The sequence below is a fragment of the Candidatus Harpocratesius sp. genome, assembly GCF_054039255.1.
This window is the reverse complement of record NZ_JBPLBG010000044.1, coordinates 44,959-68,024: the sequence shown is the minus strand read 5'-3', so window position 1 is coordinate 68,024 and position 23,066 is coordinate 44,959. Positions and strand designations below refer to the sequence as shown.

Sequence of the window (23,066 nt, the reverse complement as noted above, 5' to 3'; positions counted from 1 at the left end):
TAGACGGTACGATATTCATTAGAAGACGCAGGATGTTTCATTAATTTACAAGAAAAAAGAAGGAGATTTAAGGTTTTGGGTTTTTTGCTATCATTTTGGAGAGCGAAGATTACCGTGAAACCTCATGAAAAAAAGAGATAATTTTTGCCATAAAATATCTTCACAAAATTGAAATAAAGAACATAATGGTGCAAATAAGTGCGAATAAGTTTTGATCTATTTTTTCTAGTGTTAAATAATTCTTCGCTATAAAAATACTACAAATATAATAGTACGAATAAGTTTCAATCTAAGATAATTTTCAGATATACAAAAAATTAACATGATATATCTCCATATGTTCTTAAAAGATTACGAAAAGGCGTGAAAGAATCATTTCGTGAAATTGAATGACATGTGTATGATATATACGATTACAACTTCAGATCTGAGAGTAGAATAAATAATAATTAAAAAGATTTTAGCTACTAAGACTTCTTTCATCAAATCTATTATAAATATGATCTTAAAGCATTGATCTTGTAAGCTTAAAATTTGTCGTAAAATAGAATTAAAATACAGTTCTTTAATATCTAAAGACTATACAGATATTATCCAGTTCTTTTGAGAGGACATTAAAATATGTTGTTCAATTATTAACACGATGGAATATGTTTTTTATTTTTTAGAACAGTGAAATATACTGTTCAATTATTAACACAATTGAATATGTTGTTCAATTTTCTGGATATTAAATGATTCTGATAAGATCTAGATCTTCATTTAGAAAAGGACGATTTTCACTTGTGTTTTCACCCAGTTTTGATAATTAAGACAAATATCATTGAAAAAGGCAAACTTCAAATATAATTATTCGAGATGTGAAAATTTTGAGCAAGGAGTTTTAAAAATAACAAAATTAATGAAAAATGGAGTTTAGAAGTAATTTCTCAAAGCAAGTCATCTTTTTTCATTCATCTACATGATCAGCAGGATAGTATAACTTTTTTCGACCGATTTTTTCACTGATTATAATTTTAGCATCCAGCAATTTATCAATATGATATTTCACAGTTTTATGATCCAAATCCATTCGATGGGCAATCTGTTTCTGAAAAATTCCGGGATGATCATTTATGATCTGTAAAATTTCTAAAGTAGTTCGGCTTTTCTGAAGAAGTGGATCTAATTTAGAAATAGGATTACGTTCATGATATGGATAATATACTAAATATTGCCCTATCCGCTGTTTCTTAATTACTTTAAATGTTTCAAGTATATCTAAATGCCAAGCAAGATTTCCAGCAGAGAGACCTGTTTTGCGCAAAATTTCATTAAAATGAATTCCGGGACTTGATAAGACCATGTCAATAATTTGATTACGGTTTTTATTTTCTAATACATCTTCCATGGAAAGTCTGTGAGCACCTTTATCGATATGAAGAACGCGGTTTAAAAGAAATTGGCGGTATTCTTGAGATGACATTAGAAATCCGAAAATAACTGCGACAACAACAATACCTAATATAAAATACAAAAAAATATTTTCCTGAAAAGGAAAAACTGCCGATTGATCGCTGATTTTGACAACAGTTATCGTAAATTCATCAAAAATTGCATCTCCATCAAGAACAAACGAGACACCATTCTCAATAATTCCTGTATTTAATGATATCCATTCATTAGATTTATAATCATAATAGACCCAAAGATATTGATCTCCATCGCTGGAGGAATATGATTGTGAATAATTTAAAAGTGTATATATTTCAATTGAATCTATTTTATCAGGCTCAAGAGAAATAGTAAAATAAGCCCCTAAATTAAAGTTTGAATCAAGTATAATTTCATTATCTTCATTATTATTATTTGGGTCACTTAATACATGAGAATTTGAATTTATTGAATAAAATGATTCAGATCTAATGGATAATGATTTAAATAAATTAAAACTATAACCACCTTTAACTTTTTTTTCAACTGGATGATCAAATGTTTTCAAATAATTGATCTGCATGCTTATATTATCTGAATTATTGATATCCATTCCTAACATTCTATTAGCTAAGTCTTCATCATATGAAATTGAAAAATTAACTCCATTCTGTGATTTCAGTTCAAATGATAGATTATCTCCAAATTTATATTTTTTGGAAATATGAGGCCCATGCTCTTGATTTCCATTAAATTTTCCAGTTGTATCAGGTGGACCTTGAGAATTTACGGGAGAAATGATAATATTGATTATAATACTAACAATGAATAGCATAATTATTATTTTTTTTATCAATATCATTTGATGATGTAAATTCTTCATTATTCCACTCTCAAAATTGTTAAGAAAAAAATAAAAAAAAAGGTTGATACAAAATGATGGATGATATCAATTTTCAGGATTCTTATTATATAATCACTTAAGAACGTTTTTTGCGGATTATTAAAAATGCAATTCCTATTCCAATTAATGAAGGAGTTCCCAACCAGAGATATCCTGGAATTAAAGAACTATCAGATTCTTCTTCTAATGTGAGAATAGTCCATGAAGAGAAATGATCTGTGTAGGCAACAAGTTGGCCGTTTTGATATGAACTTTCAACAGGTACAAATTCTTCAGATTCTTCATCATAGTATGCCCAAGTTGCGTTAGAATCTCCCATTTTTAATGCTAAACGCGCTTGAAGATGCACTGATTCATTCAAACTTACATTAATCATAAATTGTTCTTGATAACGATATTGTAATCGATTTCGATTTTGAACTAAACTGCCATTTTTAAGCCCGATTTCGCTATTCTCAGTTCGAATTGTAATTTCTGCAGCAATTGGCTCTGATGTATTAAGATCCATTTCAAATTCTCGATTAGCTAAATTAGGGTCATCACAATTTATTGAAATGTTGAGGCTTTGATTTACTCGAATTTGCATTTTAAAACGATTTTGAAATGTAAATTTATTAGTTGAATTTCCAGTTAAATTTTCTTGATGTTTATTTCCACCCACTTCAATTTCTTTAGGGCCATCAGCAGCAACTGCATTGATATAGACGGCAGAATATAACAATATACCGAGTACAGCAATTAGTAGAATTCTTTGAGATGTTTTTTTCATAATTTATCACTAAAAGCATTTTTCGATGCTTATAATAAGAATCTCGAGATCATTATATAAAGAATGAGAGATGCTTTTCCCCATTTTATTTTTGATTTTTAATTTTTAGCTATCTATCAGATTTTTACCTAAAGCACTTATTTGTAAAATCATCAATTTCAGCAAAAATCTTTAGGTTATCTAAATTTACTTTTTTTTGGAAAGAGAGGGAATTCAAGCGATAATGATCAAGGTAAGTTAATTACGAATAAGTTTTCTAAAAATAAAACAATATGAAGGGATAGAATGGTGTCAATTTCTGAAAATAATATTATATCCAGTTTGGATCAAACGAAATTTCCTAACAAAGGAAAATACAAACCTCGAATGAAACCTAACACTCCAGGTAAATTAAATTATGGCAGGACGATCTTAATCGGTTTAGCTTTTCTTACTTCCCAAACAGCTTGGGCATATTACAATTTTATAATGCCATTAATTTTAAGAGAATTTATCGGAGATTTTCAATTTGGATTTTTAAGAGCAGATTCTTTTGTTGGAATGATTATGATTTTGGATAATATTGTAGCCATTCTCATGTTACCTTACTTTGGAGTCATATCTGATCATACTCGTTCAAAATTTGGGAAAAGAATGCCCTACATTTTAATTGGATGCACTGCAGGAGCGATTTTCTTCAGTTTAATCCCATATATGCGCACTTTTTTGGGTTTATTTCTCATGATTATGTTTTTTAATTTTTCTATGGCTTTTTATCGAAATTGTGCCATTTCTTTAATGCCTGATCTAACTGATCCTGCAGTTCGCAGCACAGGGCATTCAATAATTAATTTAATGGGAGCTCTAGCTTTAAGCTTGGGAATGTCTGCGCCGATAATAATGGATAAATTATTTGATACTAGTTCACCAGAAGGAATCCGCATAGCGCGCTCTATGGGTTTTAATTATGTTAGTGTGATAATGCTTATTGCATTATTAATTCTTTTTTTTACTATTAGGGAAACTCCGACAGGGGATAAATTTCTCAGAATTGGAGATTCGCCAATTGCAATCGATCCGATTACTTTAGAATATTTAGGAGAAATCAACATTGATGACTCAACAAAAAAAGAAGAAAAAATCAATAAAATGGCATTTTTAAAGACTGTCTTCACCGAAAAAGATAAATCTGCCTTATTTATGCTTCTTGCAATTTTTTCGAGTTTTTTTGGATTTAATTCAATTGAAACGTATTATTCAAGCTTTGCTACATTATGGTTAGGATGGAGCGATGCTCAAGCAGGATTAACTTTAATGATGGCACCAGTATCATTAGTTGTAATTGCAGTTCCTGTAGGAAAACTAGCAGATAAAATTGGTCGAAGAGAAACAATAACAATCGGATTAATTGGTTTATCCATTTGTGTTGAAGTTCTTCACTATATTGGAGATTATGAAGCTGCAGGATTATGGCTTTCAATGGTTGTGGTCTTTTTTACAGGAGCATTTTATGCTATGATTGGAATTAATTCAGTTGTCATGATTTGGGAACTAGCACCAGAAGGGAAAATTGGCGCTTATACTGGTGCTTATTATCTGTTTGCTCAAGCAGCAGCAATTATTAGTCCTGTAGCAGCAGGAATTGAATTTGATCTTTATGTTCATTTAAATCCAGATAAAATTGCATATTATGGTCTTGGTTATCAATACAGAATGTTATTTGTTTTTGTCTTAGTTTGGCAGTTGGTTGCTTTGGCCTTCTTAAGTAGAGTTAAACGCGAAAAAATACCTCAATTAGATCGTACCAAAATTAAAAATTTACAAGAAAAATTTGCTGAACTTGATTGAAAATGGGACGATTAAAAGAATTCCTTCGTCGAAACAAATATTTTTTATTAGCTCATCATCCCAAATGTTCCCAATTTAAAGATGATACAATTAAAATCAAAAATACAAATGTTTGTATTGGATGTTTTGTTGCAATTCCTACATTTTTTATTGTTCTAATTATTGGTTTAAGCACATCCTTTTTTCAAAATTTAGCAACTAAATCATTGGTTTTAATTGGTATAATATTATCTTTAGGATACATTTTAGGAAAATTCAATTTTCATAGAATAAAATGTTTGAATATTATTTCTAAAGGACTAGTTGGAGCAGGTGGAGCTTTTTTGGTAAGTATTTTATGGAGATTACCTTTTTCACCATTTGGTAGAATAATTATGGTTTTTGTTATTTTACAATTTGCCTTTTTAGGACATGGTATTTTACGAGCAATTTCAATTTATTTTACTTGTAAAAAGTGTAAATATAAACTAAATTGGAGAGAATGTCCAGGAATGAAAGAAATAACTTCTAATTTAGATAAAGGATTTTAATTTTCATTTGATCTGGGAAAAATTCACGTAGATTAATGTTTTAAAATATAATAGAAAATAAAATTAAAAAATGAAAAAAAGGTTAAATAAAAAAAAAGTATTTATAGATAACTTAAATAAACATTGTTGACATATCAAGTAATTCTGTTGGGATTAATCCTGCAAAGAATATGATCGCAAATAGAACAATTTCAACGAGAACTGCTAATAACAGAGCAATTAACCAAGCTAAAATTGCTTTTCCATAACTTACTTCATGTCTAGCACTTATAACCCACCAAGCAAGGAAAATTCCAGCACATGGTACCATACTAACTAAAGCCATCAAAATTACAGTTAAAAATACAGGCCCAAATTCAGTTTTATTTCCTTCAACTTTATTAATCCCAAATTTGAGAAATAAAGTTTCGACAAACAGCATTATAACAAAAATTGCAATAACAATAATTAAGAAGATCCCAGTAAATGCAGCCATAATAGTGTCGGGATCAATAGTAGACATCCAATCAGTCATAACAATCACTTTACTTCAATTTGTTAATACAATATTGAAGGTATTTGAATCTATGTTATTATTCAATATAAAACTATCACTTCAATTCAGATCAAAAATTATATATGCTTAAGCACCCAAAATATTTTTAGCGACCCGCTTATATAGATCATACTAATACGGAAATTTCAAATTACGACTTTAAGAGTGGGGTGTAGGACTGTTAAAGATCGATTTTTATACTTTAATAGATAAAGAAAAAACCACTAAAAAGTTCGTAATAATGGAGTTTTGAATATCATGGCAAAAAAAGAATTATTTATTAAACGTGTATATGAAATTGTTCAAGAATTAAAAATACCCTTAGTAGACGAACGTGTTTATTCCAAATCGGCAATATCTGAACCACGATATGGGACTATTGTTCAATTTACTTTTGAGGATGATGAATCGGTGATAAGAGGCTTTTTAGGATTGGCTGAATATTACCACACTATTGTATTAAAGAAGAAAGATACATTCTTCATTTCTTCTAATAGTATTTTATTCAAATTAGATACCAAATAACCAGGTTTAAAGCTTTTTTTATTTAAAATATATATATTTTTTAAATTGTTTTTTTCCTTATGTTCTATACTTATTCGCACTAAATTTTTTGTGAAAGTAATTTTGAATAGGTTTTTCGAAGATCTTCTTCGTTAATTGAAAAATTTTCAAAAGATAGCGAATTAATCTGTTGAATAATATTATCTATATTTGAAGATAAAATAAGAGCATGGAGATCAATACGCATTAAAATTTCTTTTGTAAAAGGTCTTTTTGCATCTAGAAATGCAATAGAATGAAGAAATGATTTTGTTTTATCAGAATTAAGTAAAATCCAATAAATTACAGCTTCAGATATCGAAGAAAATGATAAAAAATAACATGTATCATCTAACATAACTGGCTTATTTTCATAAGGTGGGATAAGTGCAAATATGGGATTTTTATAAAATCCAGAAATAGCTATTTTAAAAGGGGAAAAAGAATAGTCACCAATCCCAAAAATGGAGAAAGGAGGTTTATTTTGATATATTCTTGATTTACGGCTTTCAATTTTAGATTTATAAGAATTAAGGTATTTCCATAATTTTGGATATAAAGAAGCGATTTTTAATGTATTTTCTCCGATTTTCTTTTGCGTAATAATTACAAATTTACTAACTGATTGAATATATTTTTTTTTTATATCTGAACTTTTTACCAAAGGAAAAATGGGATTCTGTTCAATATTGCATTCCTTTTGATATCCATTATAATAAGAAGAATTTTTCCGAGTTAAAACAAAAATCTTAGTTGCATCATGCTTAACACCTTGGCGCCAAATTTGATGTGATTTTCCATCTATATATGAATATTTATTATAATTTTCAAAATTGGAAATAAATCGGTGATTTTTATATCCAAAAGTATAACAAGAACTATTTTGAAAATCATTTGAATAAAAAGATGAAATTTGGCATTTTAATTCTTCACAGCTTTTACTTCTTTTTTCATATTCTGAAAATTCAGAAGGTTCTGAATATTTTGAAAGCTTAAATTTTTGGAAAATTCTATCTTTTTCAAATTCATTATTTTGATTGTTTTTATCTTTTTTTTTTAATTTGACAAAAAATAGACCAGCACTGGTCGAAGCTTTAAATTCTTTTTCAGTATCTATCAAAAAACAATTAGAATTTTGGAGTGAAAGGCCCAGCATTTCAGAATCTCGGATGATATTCCGAATGACAGAAGTTTTACAAAGCATTGCTAAAGTTACGTTATATGAAAAAAAATCCTGAATCAACCTAATAATCATATTTTCTGCAATATCAAAATTACTTTTTCCTGTTATGGCTGCAATACCTGAAATTTTTTTAATATTTAATTTTTGAGGGAGATTTTTTGAATTTAATTGGGATAAAGCAGTATTTGTTATCCAAGGGGGATTCCCTAAAATTAGGATTTCTCTAGAATCAATTTTTGAAAGTAATGATTTAAAATTGAATTGAAAAAAATCTTTATTAAAGAAGTGAATTGAGGCTTTTGAATTTGAAACTTTTGGATTGACTAATAAATTCCATCGAAAAAGCCATGAATATTTTTTTTGAATATCAACTGCATAAACTTCAGAAACTGTATGAAAATGCTTTAAAGCAGAAATTACAAAATTCCCTTTTCCACAAGTTGGTTCAATTATAATTGATGGTTTTATTCCCAATTCTTTTAATTTAGTACATATTTTGTCAGTTAATGAAATTGGTGTTTGAAAATCACCATAATCTTTAATTTTTTCAGACTCATGCTTATGATTTGAAAAAAATTCTTTAAATTTTCTATATTCATCAATTGAAGTAAAAAAGGGGAAAAGACGGGTTTTTTGAAATAAAAATTTGTTCAATTCATCAATATCATTAGAGTTTTTAATCTTTTTTTCAATTTCATACCATATTTTCTGTTTATTTGTCCCTCTTTGACCCATTAATCAATAACTCCTTATGAATTTTGAATAATTTTTCCCACTTTTAATTATTTATGAAACTATGAAATTTTTTCATAAATTAGAATAATTGTTAAGAATTCTTCACAATCCTTTTTTAGCACCTTTAATTATTTGATCTTACTGGTAGATTTTGCAAATTACTCCTTTTGTAGTTTTCACTTTCCTCCAGTATCAAAGTAATTATTTAGTAGGTAATTGTAATATGGCGCAAGGAGTTGTTAAGTGGTTTAACTCTCGAAAGGGTTATGGTTTTATCACACCCGATGGTGTCGAAGAAGAAGGGAAAGATGTTTTTGTACATTTTTCTGCAATTATTCCTGAAACAGAAGGATCTTTTAAAACCCTCTACCAAGGTGAACGAGTCGAATTTGAACTTGTTGATGGTGAAAAAGGTCAAGAAGCCCGAGACGTAAAAGTTACAGAGAAATCTTCAATACGGGAAAAATATAGTCGTTCTTAAATAGTTGATAGTCTAGCTTTTATTATTTTTAAAAATTATTTGAAGATTTTAGAAGTATTAGGCAAAAACTACCTTTCCTCCTGTCGGGAAAGATAAAATCTCCAAATTCATTGAATTTTTGGATTTTTTTCTTTTTTCTTCTCAATAAATTAAATAAAATCTATTTTTTTTAATAATAACAAGGAAAGGGAAAAAAATGTGCCGTATGTTTGCAGCTATGGGATCTGAGATTCCTTTGAAAGAAATCATTGAAAAATTCTCTCAATTAGCAATACATGGCAATGTTCCTAACGATGAATCTCCAGGTCATCAAGATGGCTGGGGGATTGTTTTAGTTCCTAATTTTCTATGGGATGAAGCAATAGTATTAAAAAATGAAAAATCTATTATCAATGATCCAATTTTGGGAAGGCTTAATCCATATTTAGAAACCAAATTTACCGGACAAGTTTTTTGTCATCTTCGAAAAGCTTCAAGTGGCTTAAAATCAATAGAAAACACACATCCATTCGAATTTAGTAGTTTTTTTTTCATGCACAATGGAACAATTTATTTTTCAGATGAAGACATTAAATATTTTAAGAAAAACTTTCCAAAGTTTTCTTTAAAGCGAATGAATATGATTGATAGTGAAATATATGGATCAATGCTTGAATTTTTTATTAATCAAAATGGAGATATAATAAATTCATGGCAAAAAGTAATTTCTTGGATAAAAAATAGGAAAATTAAACATAGTTCAATGTCAGCAGCAATTTTAATGAATCAAAAACTAGCTGCAGTTCGAAGTTTTACAAAACAGTCTGATTATTATACACTATATTGGGCGAAAAATCCAAATTACATAATGATATCCCAAGAAAAGATAATAAAAGGGTTATGGAATGAACTAGATCCAGATTCTGCTGTGATTTTTAAGATAATAAATGATTTTAATGCAAGTTATAAAAAAATAAAGGAACGATTAATTATCGAAAAAGAGGAGTATGAAATTAAAAAAAATTATATATATTTCCCCCATTTTCCATGTAAAGGATCTCTATAATTTCTTGAATCGATTCTTTTTTTATATTTCTTGTTTCGAATGCGTTGTGCATGATTTGACATAAACCCATCAAAATTATCAATATATTTAGTAAGGTGTTGTTCTTCTTTTTCCATATATATTAAAGGGTTGAATTGTGTAATGAAAGAAAGAGATTTATAGACACGATAAGTTTCCTTTAATATTGTTTCTGGAATCAAAAAGGTCATACTTGGATTATTTTGGAACATAGTTATTATTTCTCGTTTTAATTTCATGTTTTTCTTTGAATAACTTAAGACTATATTTGAATCAATTAAGAACACACTGTCTGCAGGCATCTGATCAATTTCACTTGGATAAAAAGCTTCAAATTCTAAATACTCATGAATTGTGCTTAAAAGATGGTGATCATATGAAATTACACTCCAATTAAATTCCGCAGCAATATAGGCTAAAATGAAATCATCAAAACTAAATGGATTTAAAAGATATGGATTTTCTTCTTGAATGATTTCATAATGATTAAGAAATAAATTCTTTTGGTTATCCGGAATAGTCAAGAGAAATATATTGCTTATGAATATTTCGGGTAATTTTAAAGCATTTAAAATATTTAGGATCTCAGTTTTTTGCTGCATTTCATAGATTATAAAATGATTTAATTCTAGTGATTTAAAAATCTCTCCATTTATGTCCCAATTCATTTTCTTTATACTAGAAAAAAGAATTTAAACTCCTAACTTATGAATTTTCTTGAAGAAATTACAGAAACAACACATTTTAAAATAAAAAGTCAATAAATATACATATTATTGATATTTTTGAGTATGTGTATATATTTAAAACAATAATTTCTTCTCTTAATTGAAAGAGAATTATTTATACGAGGATAGAATAATGAAACATGTTTGGATTGTAAAAAAAGATTCTTCCACGATGCTTTTTTATCATTCATATAATAATATTCCATTTAAAGCAATTTTAGTCTCAGGATTATTGTCAGCAATGAATTCTTTCTCAGAAATCGAAATTCAAAAAAGAGGAATTCAATCAATCAATATGCATGATCTCAAGTGGGTTTACTTTAATGATCCAGAGCATAATTTACTATTAATTGGAGCAGATTCACGAAAGAGTAATGCAAATGTAATGCGTGCTCGATTATCGGTCATTGATACTATTTTCATTCAAAAGTATCAAATATCTCCAAAATTTTGGGACCAAACAGCAATAGATTTAGATCTTTTTATTGATTTCGCAGAAGTTTTAGATGAATTAAGCATAGAATGGAAAATTGCAGATAAAAGTTTGGATTTAGGAAAAATCCTTGATTTATTACGTATTTTTCAAAAATGTATTTTAAAAATATGTAATTTTATCGAAACCCACATTCACGGCAAAAAATATAGACGTCTATTATTTGATCTTCATAGCAATTCCCCACGACTTAAGGAACGTTATGGAAATTATGTGAATACCAGAGCTTTTGAAGTTTTAGAACTATTTATTCCCAAAATTAACTTATCTGAAGAAAAGATTATTTTTAATTCTTCTTTAGGTCATAATATTATACAATCAAATCCTAAAATTGGATTAGAAGAATCCTTATTAAAAGCAGTCTATTATATGATATTTCAACAGTTTATTCAATCAATTAAAGAAATTCTCACGAATCCTGAAGAAAAACTCACATGGTTTCAATTTTTGCAGGAAGAAATTATGCCTTTTCTACTTAGAAAATGGGATTATTTATCAGATCTGGGGGTTTTACGTGATTTATTAAAAATATTCTATTCAAATATCCTAGAGGATTAATATAAGTAAGGAAAAAAGAATTAATACATTTTAATGCAGCGTAGATTAGTTTTTTCAATTATAGATTAATAATTATTAATGTCGATTGATTGCTTGGATTTCATGATATGGAGTCATATATACTTTTAAAATACGTTGATTTTCCATTTTCACGTGTTTTTTAATAGGTCTAGATGAAATCGATAGCTCATTAAGGATGGGTAATTTTACCAGCCATTTTTTTCCATTTACAACAATCCATTCGCAACTTCCCTTATTATTAACATGTCTCCACAATCTAAGTAAGAAATACCAAATGAAGCCTAAATTGATCATAAAACTGACAACAATTGCAAAGTTATTTGAGAAATCCCCGAAAACGGAACGATATCCAAGATATAATCCACTTGCTACTAAAGGTTCAAAAACAAATATCGAAAGAGAAGAATCACTAAAAATTTTTAGAAATTTTACTCGTTTTAATCGCTTTTGTTGCTTTCCACTTTTTGAATAGTCAAAAATCCAAACCAATACAGAAACTGTTATGATCTGAAGCCCCATATTCATAAATTGTAATGGCATTGGAGTCATTTCTTCAGCAAAATGTGGAATAATCTTGAAACCATTAAGTAAATATAAGCCAAATATACCAAGGAATAATCCTGCATAACCAAATGCATATTTTGCATATTCTTTATAGGATATTTTTTGACTAAGAAGTAAACCTAAGCTTGCACCCATAAATCCAAACCCTAATACAGGAAATAGTGCAAATCTGGAAGGATATATACGCATAAATATGAAATAAAGGAAATAGTGATCGTTTTCAAGTAATTGGTGCTGAATTGGTAGTGGATCGCCAATAATGTTCCGTAAAATTACACTAATCGCAAAAATAAATAATGCAATTGTTGAAAGACGCTTGATAACTTGAGCAGGATTTCGATGATGTTTCTTTAAAGCTGAACGTAAAACTAAAGTGATAATAATTCCAGTTAATGCAATTGTTTCTAAAGTACTAGTTGCAGTTAAACTGAAAAATGTTGGTGCTTTAATATTTAAATTTTCTAGTGAACCAGTGAATAATGATTGAGTTGGGAAACCATGCTCAATCGAACGAGTAGAGAAGAAGATATTATTTAAAATGTATACTATATATATCATAATACTAGTAGCAAATCGATTCTTAAGAAATCGATTTTGTTTTACCAGATCTTTCGAAGAATCTCGCATAATTCCTCCCATTTGATAAGCAGTGGCAATTCCTGTAATAAAACTAAATACAGACCCCCATAATGAAATTAAGATTAAGGGAGAAATGGCTAAAACAAGCAAAACAGGGAGCTTATCGACCGTAGTTGCAAAAGCAGCTGGATCTGAAACAAAAACTCTTTGAATAAGAGCATGGAGAATGATGATGTATGCCATCATAAATCCCCGAAGAATATCAAGCGAATGAAGCCGTTTCATAAAAATCATTTTTTAAGTTTGTTAAATCTACATAATTAACTTTGTTAATTCTATATAGTCGATTCAAGTATTTAAAGTTTGTTAATTCTACATAGAACATTTTTGTGATTTAAAGATCAAAATAATCAATATTTTCTATTTTTATTTAATATTCTATTAGTCATTCCTTTAATTTCAAAAAATCTCCCATAAATTTTTTGTAAAAGATAAAATGCATGGTTTGAAACACTACTTCAACTTATTTAGGAGTTTATTTTATTTAAACATTTATTTAAGCAAAAAATGTCATTAATATTACAAAATAATTTTTTTAATACTTATGTATAGATTAGTTTCACTTAAAACAAAAAGAAATTAAAAAAAATTGCTAATCTTTGCCCTGAACGCTCTAGATTTATAGATTTTGCTAAAAATCTGAACAATTTCTTTTTCTGAAGTAAATACAGGTATCTTAATCCTTTGAAAAATTATCTCTGCCTTTAAAATATCTTTATAATCTCCAAATATCCAAACAAATATTGGTTTCTTATGCTTTTCAATCAAGCTCTTCAATTTACTCCAATCTACTATCCAAGAAGTAGAATTATAATATACTGTCAAGAAAACAACTTGAATGTCAGGACATGTTAAGGCAATATCAGTAGCGGAGATTACAACCTTTTCATATGACTTCAAATGTTCAACAGCTGGCCAGTAATCGATCAATGCAAAATGATTGGGATCCATCCAAGGTGGAAATAGTTCTTTTAATCGTCTATAACTCACTTCATCAAATTCTGGAATGATCAAACCATTTCTATGGCACCAATCTGACATTATGGCACCGGCAGCACCGGATATAGTTATGATTGCAGCTTTAGGTAATTTAATAGAATTAGTTTCTGTGTCTTTTAGAAAACTAATTGTACGGCAAATTTGAAATAATTCCCAGAAATCATCTGCTAATATACACCCACTTTGGTGAATTACAGCTTTAATCAAAGAGGAATTTTCAGCTAGTGAGCCAGTATGAGAAGTTGTAGCTTTTGCTCCAATAGGGGAAAAACCACTTCGTAAAAGAATTACATCTTTGTTTTTTTGATGAGCTTGTCGAGTTAAAGAAATAAACTTCCGAACATCCTTAAAAGACTCTATATATATACCGATGGTTGAAACACTTTCATCATAAAGAAAATACTCTAATAAGTGATTTTCGTTAATATCTAACTTATTTCCAATTGCAACAACATATCTTAGTCCCAATTGTGGATTTCTTCCTGTAAAATCTGGATAATAAGCACCATTAATGAATCCTGATTGTGAAACAATAGCTAAGCTTCCAGTCTTAGTTTTAGCCATGGGAATGAAAGATGAAAAAAAACCCATACCATCTTTATCCACCGCGGTAATTCCTGTACAATTTGGCCCTAAAATTCGAATTTTGGTGAAATTTTCAGTTATTCTTCTTAATTCATCCCGAAGGTTTTTTCCCTTTATTCCAACTTCACCAAAACCTGCAGCTTCAATTATAACAGCTTTCACCCCTTTTTGTATGCAGTCTTTTACAACTTGAACAACATGAATATTTGGAACGAAAATAATTGCCAAATCAATGGAATCCTCGACATCAAGAACAGATTTGTACAAAGGTAATCCAAGAATTGTTCCACCTCTAGGATTAATGGGATAAATTTTTCCTAAATAGTGATGATTCATTAAGTTTTCTACAATCTTATAACCACTTTTTTGTGAATTGGTCGAAGCTCCAAAAACTGCAACCGACTTTGAATGAAAGAAAGCGTCTAAAAAGGAAAGATGATTAGGAACTGTCATAAATAAGTAATCAAAATGATAATGGCATAAAAATTTATTTAACACTATAACATATTTAACTATCATTTACCTATGTGAATATAATTAATAATAGTTCTTATGGTGAAAAAATTGTCTATTTTAACACAATATTGCCCGGTTTGTGGAACAATGTTAACACTCGAAGAAATTTGCCCTACTTGTAAAAGTATCATTGATCATTCTAAATCTTCAAAAAAAACACAGTCCAAGAAAGAATCATCTGCAGATATTGGAGAAGATACAGAAAACAAATTAGTTTTAGGTTCTGAAAACTGGCAAAAAATGGAAAGAATATTTACTTTAATCTGGCCATGGATATGGCGTGTAAACCTTCTGATAGGAATTGGATTATGGATTTTGTCATTTATCCTTCTATTTCAATTTAAATTTGTGTATTTTATTATTTTTCTTTTAACTACTGGTGCTGTTATTCTTCTTTTATATTATTCCATTCTTTATATTACAAAAGTTGAAAGAAAAGAATATCACTTTTTAGCATATGATTCAATCGTGATTGGTCAATTTCAATTCCCAAAAGTACTTATCATTGCATTAGGAATTACAATTGGATTATATATCTTTGGAGGATTACTTATTCTAATCAGTGTTTTATTTATTCTCTTTTTAGGTCCAGTAAAACCACATTGGAGAGTTGATCGTTTTAATTTTCAAAACCAAGATTTTAATAGAGAAGTGAAGAAAAAATTAAAAGAAAAGAAGAAAGATATTTCTAAAACAGTTAAAGAAACAAGTGAATCCCAAATAAAGAAAAGTCAATCGAAACAAACAAAGAAAAAATCAACAAAACAGATAAAGAAAACAACTGAGTAAATAAAAAATCAATTAAAGATTAAAAATAAGAATTAAGAGAAATTTTTTATCAAAATACTTATTTTATCCCAATTTTTTAGCTTTTTATTCAAAACAACAGTTTTTTTTGAAAATTTATTCATTTTTAAATGATATTAAACAGATATATCATCAAAGTATTTCTTTATTCTATGGATGGAACAAAATATTATAGAAATTATATGTTTTATAATAAATATCAAATAATCTTTTCAAGATCTTATCCTTTTTTATGAATAGAACTTCATATGCTAAGAATATTACAATAATTCTTTTTAGTATTTGCATAGTATTTGCATATTCCAGAAAAACTATTAAGAAAATACAAAAAAAATTTAATATAAAAATATAGTTCTTTCAAAAAAGGTGAATTTTTTCTGAAATGCAATGTACTATTATTTAATAATTATAAATTTTTAACATAAATTTTTATTGGTGGAAAATAAATGGCTAAATGTCCAGAATGCGGAGGGAATATGATCTCTCGGATGAAACGTAAAATTTGTGAGACATGTGGTCTATCACTTACAGGTTCTGAATACGATAGAGAATGGGAAAAAGTTCGAGATTTTTCGCGTGATAATGAAAATAATCGACGCCGTAGAAATAACGAATATCTCAAATGGTATGAAAGTAGTAAAAAACATTGAATACCACTTATAATTTAAAAAAGCATATTATAAAACATACAGTAATTATTAATGAATAATCTTGTTTGGATAATCCATATCTAGGTAAAGATGACTACTAACCGAGAGTAACTCGGTTATTTTTTCCATTTTTCTCATATAATTCCTTAAAAGTCTTCCAGTTTTTCCATATATCAAAAAATTATTAATCATTTACCAACATATACGCTATTTTACCTGAACTACACTCCGATCTGAAAGATGATTTATATGATAAATTTAAAAGAATTTTCATAAAAACAAATTGGAAGATATCTATGCAGAAAGAGGTAAATTTTTAGAAGAATAAGATTTCACTAGTACTAAGAAAGGGATAACAGTTCAGAGAATCACCAATCGAGGATAAGATTTTAGCATGGACGATGAAATATTTTCTAAATATTTGAAAACAGAATCAGTTTTTAAGGATCAGCAAAGTTTAAATCAAGCTTGGGTTCCAAATAACAAACAAAAATTATTATGTCGGCAAAATGAGTTAAAAAAACTATTACTAATCCATCGCCCAATTATCACAACAAGGGGAGAGTTTTCAACAAATACTCTTGTGCTCGGAAAAGGTGGAATTGGTAAAACTCTAACTGTACGTTATTTTGGAAAGAAATTCAGAGAAGTAGCGCTAAAAGACGATATAAAACTAACTGTTGAATATTATGATTGTCTACAACATCGAACAAAAAGTAGTATTTTAAGACATATTTCTGAACGTTTACATTATAGTGCTGGACATGGGTATTCCGATAACGAAATCATGGAGCAAATATTGAAAGAATTAATTAAAAGAAAAGAATCTTTGTTAATTATTTTGGATGAAGTGCATAAACTCCCATCTGATGATATTTTAGCCTTATTAAATGCTTCAATTGGTTTTGGTGAACAAAATACAAGATTCTGTATAATTTGTATTTCTCGGGAATCTGATTGGTATAAGGTAGATAATGAAAAAATTAGCAGTCGAATTCAAGAAGTGATTCGAATGCAACCTTATAATAAAGAAGAAAGTTTCGAAATTCTCCAATATCGTAGAAATCTTGCCTTTCGAGATGGTGTTTTAGAAGATAATGTACTTGATCTCATTGCAGATATTGTTTACGAACAAAAAAATATGCGAACAGGGATTGATATTTTGCGCTCTTGTGGATTACATGCGGATGAACATCTATTATCGTCAATTACAAGCGATATAGTTCTCCAATCTCGTGAATCAATAAGCCCAAGTTTTAGAGCGGACATTCTGGATAGCCTATCCCTTCATGAACAACTCACATTATGGGCAATTGCTTCAGCACTCAAGCATACTGGAGATCCTTTTACAAAAGTAGATGAATCTTACGTTTTTTATAAGATGATATGTGAAGAACTCGGATACAAAGCACATGTAGAAATGAGTTTTCGTAAATATATTCGGAATTTAGCTGGAGTAAAAGCACTTTATAAAGAATATTTAAACCCTACAGCAGAAAAAAAGGGAAGACAAATTCAAGTAAAGATTATCGATATTCCACCAGAAAAGCTCTGTGAATATTTTGAAAAGCGAATTCCACCAAAAGAACCCTAAGTATTGAAAATCAAATTAGGTTGGATTTTATGAAGATGAAATCCTTTCTCCTGTTAGTTCATCTGTATCAGGTTGTTGCATAAAAAATTCAAAATCAAAATGAATATGTTGAATGTTTACTAATTCCTCCAACATATTTCGTACTTCTTTCATATTTTTTGGGCGATCTGCAGGTTCATACTGTGTCATTTTTCTAACAACTTCATTATATCCATCAGGTATAAACCAATTAACATCTTTTGGAGATAATACATAAGATTCATCACTTAAAATCTCAGAATCTTCCCGCATTATTCCACCAGTAAATACAAAATACATTAGGTGAGCTAAATAGTAAATGTCAGAAGCAGCAGTTGGCATATATCCAAATTTTATTTCAGGAGGTGCACCTTTCTGGTTAATTGGAATATCTCGAGGCATTTTAGAAGTCATATAAGGTTTTGGAGTATAATAAATCCATTCAGATCCAACATATTTTGAAACACCCCAATCAATTAAAATTGGCCAAAAATCACCCTCTTCATTAGTTTGAATCATAATGTTTTTAACTGAAAAGTCTCGGTGAATTATAAATTCTTGATTGTGACAGTAATCGAGTAAATCAACAAGAGGTAAAAATATATATCGTACAATGCTTGCTAAATCCAGATGGGCTAATCCCCTACATGATTGTATAAATTCACGATAAAAGTTAAGGAATGTTTTTCCTTCAATATAAGAAAAAACAATATAATACTCTGGAGTCTCTAAATTTAGACGTTTCTCATAATGAAGCACTTTCATCGTTTTATATGGACTACGTGCTTGTGCTTGAGTATTAATAACTTCATTGTCGAAAAAATCATCAATATCATTTTCATGAGTTAACTTGTTATAAAAATTTTGATAAATAAATTCTTTAATCGCGACCTTTTCTTGAGTTTCTTGATTTATTCCCAAATATACTCTCGAAAGCCCACCTATATCTAATATTCTTTCGATGAAATAGGTATCACCATCAATTGTAATCGGTTTTCCAACTGTAATCGGCATATTTATCAACATAAATGAAAGTTATTCGAAGTGATCAAGTTTTTCATTAAATTATCTAAATTTAAAAAAATATACTAATATTCATAATCCCATTCAGCACGGCAATCTCTACAGTAATATTTCTTTCCATATTTGCGAGGATTATACATCACTATTTTCTTTTTATTTTCCATCTCTTGAAAATTATTACCGCCACATTTTGGACATTTAATAAAACCATTTTCAGGATAAGGAATTGTGGGGACTCCATACTTTCCCATTTTTGCAAAATAATGAGAACTTGCATCAATACTTGCTTGTCCATTAGAAGGTATAGTATGATTTTGAGATATAGTAGATGAAAGAATATCAGCTTCAGTGTACTCATCAGGTATGGATGGTTGGGGTTGAGTCGAGATATTTTTTCTCTCTGTTTCGAAATTAGGTTTTTGGTTAACGATTCGGCTGATTTTTTCTGCATTGACAATTGGTGCAATTATTTTCTTTTTAATAGGTTTTAGATTTTCACGTGAATCAGGATATATTTGTTTTTTAAGAGCTGGCTTCTTCTCCTCATAAGCTACTTCATTTTTATAAGAACTTGGCTTTAGATTTTTTCGATAATTTCGAGTAAATTTACTTGACTCAAGATCTTTTTTAATAGAAGAAGTAGATGAAGAAGAACTAAGGCCTTTTGAATTACTTTTTTCAAAAGATTTCGAATCATCAGTAATTATTGAATTTACTGAAAAAGAATGGCTTAATTTTTCGATTTTTTTTTCGATAGAATTAATTTTTTGGATAAAAGTAGAATTCAAAAAATCAATTTTCTCATGAAGACTCTGAATTAACTTTTCCACTTTAACTGAAGTGGAAGAAACAGTTGATTTATTATCTAATTCTTTTGTAATTTCTTGTTTATTTAATGATTTGATGGATGAAAGTTTCTTTAGATCTTCTTTCGTTTTTTGGATTTCAGATTCTAGACTATTCAATTTTTCTTTAATTTCTTGATTTTCTTTACTGAGAGTGGAAATTTTCATTTCCTTCAGCGAAATTTTATCATTTAATTCAATAACTTTTCTTTTGAGAGTATTTCTGATATCATTTAATTTTTCAATCTCAGTTTCTTTTAGTTTTAACAAATTCTGTAAGTTTTCCATCGATATTCCCTCTTATGTATTTGTTATAAAAATATACAGTGTATGTTTAGTTAAAATTTTCGAATATCTTATTTAATGTATAAATATTAAATGGTTTTTCTAATCGAGCAATAAATCCATATGATTTATAATTTGCCATAACGGGATCAGTAGAATAGCCAGATGTGACTATTATTTTTTGCCTTGGATTTAATTGAAGAATTTTTTCTGCTGTTTCCTTTCCCCCCATTCCTCCTGGAATGGTTAAATCTAAAATCAGATAATCATACGTTTTATTCTTTGATAATTGATCTTTATAGAATGAGATTAATTCTCTGCCTTCTTTTGTGAAATCTGCCTTAAATCCTAATCTTTTTAACATTTTTTCGAAAATATTTCGAATATTTTGATCATCATCCATTATTAAAATATTTCCTGATCTACGTTGAAGAGCCTTTTTCTTTTTAGGTTCAGCACTGACTGATTTTTCAACTGCAGGAAGATATAAGTAAAAAATAGTCCCTTCTCCGACTTTTGAATCTAGTGTAATGAATCCATTATGGTTTGAAATAATAGAGTAGACAATCGCTAAACCTAAACCTGTTCCATTTTCTTTAGTTGTAAAATAAGGATCGAAAATTTTAGCTTGTATTTCAGGATGAATCCCACATCCTTGATCCATTATTGAAATAACAATGAATTTTTGATTTGCTGGAATTATGGGTATTTTTTCTGATTCTTTAATGTTTCTCGCTTCAACTATAATATTTCCACCATCAGGCATAGCTTGTAATGCATTAATAAGAATGTTATGGATACATTGACCAATTTGACCTTCATCAACTTCAACATTCCATAAATCAGGTGCAATTTGAATAAATAATTTTATTTTGGAACCCCTTAAAGCAAATTTAGCATTTTCCTCAATCACTTCCTTTAATGAAGTAATTTTTTTAATTGGCGCCCCACCTTTCGAGAATGTTAACAATTGTTTTGTTAATCGATTTGCGCGATGAATTGCATTCTCAGTTTCTTCGAGTAATTGTTGCATTTCTTCATTTTTTGAGCCTATTTCTAATTTTGCAATTGAAATATTTCCTAAAATAGAAGTTAGGATATTATTAAAATCATGGGCAATTCCTCCTGCTAAAAGTCCAATTGATTCCATTTTTTGTGATTTGAATGCTTCTTCTCGGATTTTTTCTTCAATTGAAATGTCCCGAAAAACAATTACAAAACCTTGAATTTTTTTTTTATACTGAGTCATGATAGAGCAATGAAATGAAACTTTACGGATGAAATTAGATTTAGTTAAAATAATCATTCGATCTTCATAAAAAGTGGATTTTGAACCGATTAATTTCTCTTGAATTTCATTGAATAGATTAAGTGAAAGAATACTATTTTCAAAATGAAAACACTTTAGGACTTCATTTAAATTTTTACCCAAAGCATCTTTAACTTTCCAACCAGTTAATTTTTCAGCCATGCGATTAAAGAGAAGGATTTTTCCTTCAGCATTCAAAGAAATAAGAGCTTCTTGAATATTACTCAAAGTAGTTTGGAGAAGATTTCTCTCCTCTGCAAGAGCAATTTGAAGATTTCGTTGAAAACTATTATCATCTAAAATAGCAAATATATATGATTCATCTAGATTTTGAATATGCGACAATTTTGTATTAGCCTCAAATGTTTTACCTGAATTTTTACAGTATGTGTATTGAAATTCAATTTCTTCCCCATATTTTAGATTTTTAAAGATTTGATGAAATTTTCTGCGAAAAATATCATCAGAAATGCCTTCATTATTCGATAAATCTGCAAAATACATCCCAATTAATTTTTCTTTATCATATTGGAACAACTCTTCAGCTTTTTTGTTACATTCTTCGATTTTATCATCTTTTATAACAAAGAATGCTTCATTTGCAGATTCAAATAATGACCAATAGCGGGTTTGTGTTCTAAGTAAATCATTTTCAGCTTTTTTCAATTCTGAAATATCATGAATTACCATTAAAACTCCAAGATAATCACCATTTCGATTATACAATTTCTGTAAAGAAACATCTGCATCAAGTTCAATGTTTTTTGAAGTAACAATTTTAGTTTCCCAACTTTTTTTGATGATTTTCCCTTCTTGTTTCAAAAAAGTATAAAGTTGATTTCGATATTCAGATGTAATGATTGTTAAAAGATTTTTGTTAATGAAACACTTATTATCTTCACCCAATAAACGTAAAAAAGCAGGATTTACATAAGTAAATTTATTATCACTATTAGTAATTGCTATAGCATCATTCATTAATTCCAAGATATTTTGGTTCATTCTTGTTAAATCTTCAATTTCAAACTGCTTTATTTTTTCTTTAGTTATATCCATCCATATAGATTCATTTCTAATCAATTCACCTTTAGAATTATAATCTAAATAAGTTAAATCGCGAATCCAAAATAATTTTCGATCTTTTGACCAAATTCGATATTCACTTTGAAAAAACTTTTCTTGATTTTTTATTGCATTACGATATCTATCCATTAAAAAGGAATAATCTTCTTGAAAAAAAATCGTTTTCATAAAATTCTTATCTTTTTTAAAATCTTTTGAAGTATAGCCATATAATTTGATGCTTTCAGAGATATAATCCAGATGATACACTCCTTTATTTATAGAAAATACAATCAATGTTAATTTAAATTTCTGAATAAGGCTTTCAATAAATGAGTTCCTATAGTTATGTGATTTTTGGAGAGTATCTTTCAAGAAGTTCACCAA

The 23,066-nt window shown here is 28.5% G+C and carries 19 protein-coding genes; 9 read left to right on the top strand and 10 right to left on the bottom strand.

Features of this window, described 5'->3' with window-relative positions; genetic code table 11:
• Positions 1 to 949: 949 nt before the first annotated feature.
• Together ACXLDF_RS10915 and ACXLDF_RS10910 are read right to left on the bottom strand one after the other, a co-directional pair.
• Positions 950 to 2,296 (bottom strand): winged helix-turn-helix transcriptional regulator, encoded by a 1,347-nt coding sequence (locus ACXLDF_RS10915; RefSeq protein ID WP_457558561.1) that lies wholly within the window; start codon positions 2,294 to 2,296, stop codon positions 950 to 952.
• A 97-nt stretch (positions 2,297 to 2,393) separates the two neighbouring features.
• The gene (locus ACXLDF_RS10910) at positions 2,394 to 3,086 is read right to left on the bottom strand and encodes a hypothetical protein (RefSeq protein WP_457558560.1); all 693 of its coding nucleotides are present in this window, start codon (positions 3,084 to 3,086) and stop codon (positions 2,394 to 2,396) included.
• A gap of 285 nt (positions 3,087 to 3,371) precedes the next feature.
• Here ACXLDF_RS10910 and ACXLDF_RS10905 point away from each other — a divergent pair, with 285 nt between their 5' ends.
• Together ACXLDF_RS10905 and ACXLDF_RS10900 are read left to right on the top strand one after the other, a co-directional pair.
• Positions 3,372 to 4,913, top strand: coding sequence for an MFS transporter (locus tag ACXLDF_RS10905; protein WP_457558559.1), 1,542 nt, complete (start codon positions 3,372 to 3,374; stop codon positions 4,911 to 4,913).
• Between the two features lie 2 nt (positions 4,914 to 4,915).
• Complete coding sequence (locus ACXLDF_RS10900; RefSeq protein ID WP_457558558.1) at positions 4,916 to 5,443, top strand: hypothetical protein; 528 nt, start codon at positions 4,916 to 4,918, stop codon at positions 5,441 to 5,443.
• 112 nt (positions 5,444 to 5,555) lie between these two features.
• Here ACXLDF_RS10900 and ACXLDF_RS10895 read toward each other — a convergent pair whose 3' ends face one another.
• Positions 5,556 to 5,957, bottom strand: coding sequence for a hypothetical protein (locus tag ACXLDF_RS10895; protein ID WP_457558557.1), 402 nt, complete (start codon positions 5,955 to 5,957; stop codon positions 5,556 to 5,558).
• 279 nt (positions 5,958 to 6,236) lie between these two features.
• On the opposite strand from ACXLDF_RS10895, the gene ACXLDF_RS10890 reads away from it, so the two are divergent.
• Positions 6,237 to 6,503 carry a hypothetical protein gene (locus tag ACXLDF_RS10890; protein WP_457558556.1) on the top strand — a complete coding sequence of 89 codons (267 nt, stop codon included), beginning with the start codon at positions 6,237 to 6,239 and terminating at the stop codon, positions 6,501 to 6,503.
• Positions 6,504 to 6,582: 79 nt separating this feature from the next.
• Here ACXLDF_RS10890 and ACXLDF_RS10885 read toward each other — a convergent pair whose 3' ends face one another.
• On the bottom strand, positions 6,583 to 8,439 hold the full coding sequence (locus tag ACXLDF_RS10885) for a hypothetical protein (protein WP_457558555.1): 1,857 nt from the start codon (positions 8,437 to 8,439) through the stop codon (positions 6,583 to 6,585).
• Between the two features lie 223 nt (positions 8,440 to 8,662).
• Here ACXLDF_RS10885 and ACXLDF_RS10880 point away from each other — a divergent pair, with 223 nt between their 5' ends.
• Together ACXLDF_RS10880 and ACXLDF_RS10875 are read left to right on the top strand one after the other, a co-directional pair.
• Positions 8,663 to 8,920, top strand: coding sequence for a cold-shock protein (locus tag ACXLDF_RS10880; protein ID WP_457558554.1), 258 nt, complete (start codon positions 8,663 to 8,665; stop codon positions 8,918 to 8,920).
• Positions 8,921 to 9,116: 196 nt separating this feature from the next.
• Complete coding sequence (locus ACXLDF_RS10875; protein WP_457558553.1) at positions 9,117 to 9,965, top strand: class II glutamine amidotransferase; 849 nt, start codon at positions 9,117 to 9,119, stop codon at positions 9,963 to 9,965.
• Here the strand turns inward: ACXLDF_RS10875 and ACXLDF_RS10870 are convergent.
• Positions 9,923 to 10,651 carry a hypothetical protein gene (locus tag ACXLDF_RS10870; RefSeq protein ID WP_457558552.1) on the bottom strand — a complete coding sequence of 243 codons (729 nt, stop codon included), beginning with the start codon at positions 10,649 to 10,651 and terminating at the stop codon, positions 9,923 to 9,925. The genes ACXLDF_RS10875 and ACXLDF_RS10870 overlap by 43 nt on opposite strands.
• Before the next feature lie 193 nt (positions 10,652 to 10,844).
• Here ACXLDF_RS10870 and ACXLDF_RS10865 point away from each other — a divergent pair, with 193 nt between their 5' ends.
• A complete protein-coding gene (locus ACXLDF_RS10865; protein ID WP_457558551.1) occupies positions 10,845 to 11,762 on the top strand; it encodes a hypothetical protein in 918 nt (305 codons plus the stop codon).
• A 75-nt stretch (positions 11,763 to 11,837) separates the two neighbouring features.
• Here the strand turns inward: ACXLDF_RS10865 and ACXLDF_RS10860 are convergent, their stop codons facing one another.
• Positions 11,838 to 13,211, bottom strand: a complete 1,374-nt coding sequence (locus ACXLDF_RS10860) for a hypothetical protein (protein WP_457558550.1) — start codon at positions 13,209 to 13,211, stop codon at positions 11,838 to 11,840.
• 354 nt (positions 13,212 to 13,565) lie between these two features.
• Entirely contained in the window at positions 13,566 to 15,023 is a 1,458-nt protein-coding gene (locus ACXLDF_RS10855; RefSeq protein ID WP_457558549.1) for a CoA-binding protein, read from the bottom strand.
• Between the two features lie 111 nt (positions 15,024 to 15,134).
• On the opposite strand from ACXLDF_RS10855, the gene ACXLDF_RS10850 reads away from it, so the two are divergent.
• From ACXLDF_RS10850 to ACXLDF_RS10840, 3 genes are all read left to right on the top strand, one after another.
• Positions 15,135 to 15,875, top strand: coding sequence for a spermidine synthase family protein (locus tag ACXLDF_RS10850; RefSeq protein ID WP_457558548.1), 741 nt, complete (start codon positions 15,135 to 15,137; stop codon positions 15,873 to 15,875).
• Positions 15,876 to 16,339: 464 nt separating this feature from the next.
• The gene (locus tag ACXLDF_RS10845; RefSeq protein WP_457558547.1) at positions 16,340 to 16,543 is read left to right on the top strand and encodes a hypothetical protein; all 204 of its coding nucleotides are present in this window, start codon (positions 16,340 to 16,342) and stop codon (positions 16,541 to 16,543) included.
• Between the two features lie 394 nt (positions 16,544 to 16,937).
• Positions 16,938 to 18,137 (top strand): Cdc6/Cdc18 family protein, encoded by a 1,200-nt coding sequence (locus ACXLDF_RS10840; protein ID WP_457558546.1) that lies wholly within the window; start codon positions 16,938 to 16,940, stop codon positions 18,135 to 18,137.
• Between the two features lie 27 nt (positions 18,138 to 18,164).
• Here ACXLDF_RS10840 and ACXLDF_RS10835 read toward each other — a convergent pair whose 3' ends face one another.
• From ACXLDF_RS10835 to ACXLDF_RS10825, 3 genes are all read right to left on the bottom strand, one after another.
• Entirely contained in the window at positions 18,165 to 19,169 is a 1,005-nt protein-coding gene (locus tag ACXLDF_RS10835; RefSeq protein ID WP_457558545.1) for a protein kinase domain-containing protein, read from the bottom strand.
• Positions 19,170 to 19,243: 74 nt separating this feature from the next.
• Positions 19,244 to 20,311, bottom strand: a complete 1,068-nt coding sequence (locus ACXLDF_RS10830; RefSeq protein WP_457558544.1) for a hypothetical protein — start codon at positions 20,309 to 20,311, stop codon at positions 19,244 to 19,246.
• Between the two features lie 46 nt (positions 20,312 to 20,357).
• On the bottom strand, positions 20,358 to 23,054 hold the full coding sequence (locus ACXLDF_RS10825; RefSeq protein ID WP_457558543.1) for a hybrid sensor histidine kinase/response regulator: 2,697 nt from the start codon (positions 23,052 to 23,054) through the stop codon (positions 20,358 to 20,360).
• Positions 23,055 to 23,066 lie beyond the last annotated feature (12 nt).

Coding starts and splice junctions, on each gene's coding strand:
- ACXLDF_RS10915 (WP_457558561.1), bottom strand. CDS start 2,296: ATGAAGAATTTACATCATCAAATGATATTGATAAAAAAAATAATAATT.
- ACXLDF_RS10910 (WP_457558560.1), bottom strand. CDS start 3,086: ATGAAAAAAACATCTCAAAGAATTCTACTAATTGCTGTACTCGGTATA.
- ACXLDF_RS10905 (WP_457558559.1), top strand. CDS start 3,372: ATGGTGTCAATTTCTGAAAATAATATTATATCCAGTTTGGATCAAACG.
- ACXLDF_RS10900 (WP_457558558.1), top strand. CDS start 4,916: ATGGGACGATTAAAAGAATTCCTTCGTCGAAACAAATATTTTTTATTA.
- ACXLDF_RS10895 (WP_457558557.1), bottom strand. CDS start 5,957: ATGACTGATTGGATGTCTACTATTGATCCCGACACTATTATGGCTGCA.
- ACXLDF_RS10890 (WP_457558556.1), top strand. CDS start 6,237: ATGGCAAAAAAAGAATTATTTATTAAACGTGTATATGAAATTGTTCAA.
- ACXLDF_RS10885 (WP_457558555.1), bottom strand. CDS start 8,439: ATGGGTCAAAGAGGGACAAATAAACAGAAAATATGGTATGAAATTGAA.
- ACXLDF_RS10880 (WP_457558554.1), top strand. CDS start 8,663: ATGGCGCAAGGAGTTGTTAAGTGGTTTAACTCTCGAAAGGGTTATGGT.
- ACXLDF_RS10875 (WP_457558553.1), top strand. CDS start 9,117: ATGTGCCGTATGTTTGCAGCTATGGGATCTGAGATTCCTTTGAAAGAA.
- ACXLDF_RS10870 (WP_457558552.1), bottom strand. CDS start 10,651: ATGAATTGGGACATAAATGGAGAGATTTTTAAATCACTAGAATTAAAT.
- ACXLDF_RS10865 (WP_457558551.1), top strand. CDS start 10,845: ATGAAACATGTTTGGATTGTAAAAAAAGATTCTTCCACGATGCTTTTT.
- ACXLDF_RS10860 (WP_457558550.1), bottom strand. CDS start 13,211: ATGAAACGGCTTCATTCGCTTGATATTCTTCGGGGATTTATGATGGCA.
- ACXLDF_RS10855 (WP_457558549.1), bottom strand. CDS start 15,023: ATGACAGTTCCTAATCATCTTTCCTTTTTAGACGCTTTCTTTCATTCA.
- ACXLDF_RS10845 (WP_457558547.1), top strand. CDS start 16,340: ATGGCTAAATGTCCAGAATGCGGAGGGAATATGATCTCTCGGATGAAA.
- ACXLDF_RS10840 (WP_457558546.1), top strand. CDS start 16,938: ATGGACGATGAAATATTTTCTAAATATTTGAAAACAGAATCAGTTTTT.
- ACXLDF_RS10835 (WP_457558545.1), bottom strand. CDS start 19,169: ATGCCGATTACAGTTGGAAAACCGATTACAATTGATGGTGATACCTAT.
- ACXLDF_RS10830 (WP_457558544.1), bottom strand. CDS start 20,311: ATGGAAAACTTACAGAATTTGTTAAAACTAAAAGAAACTGAGATTGAA.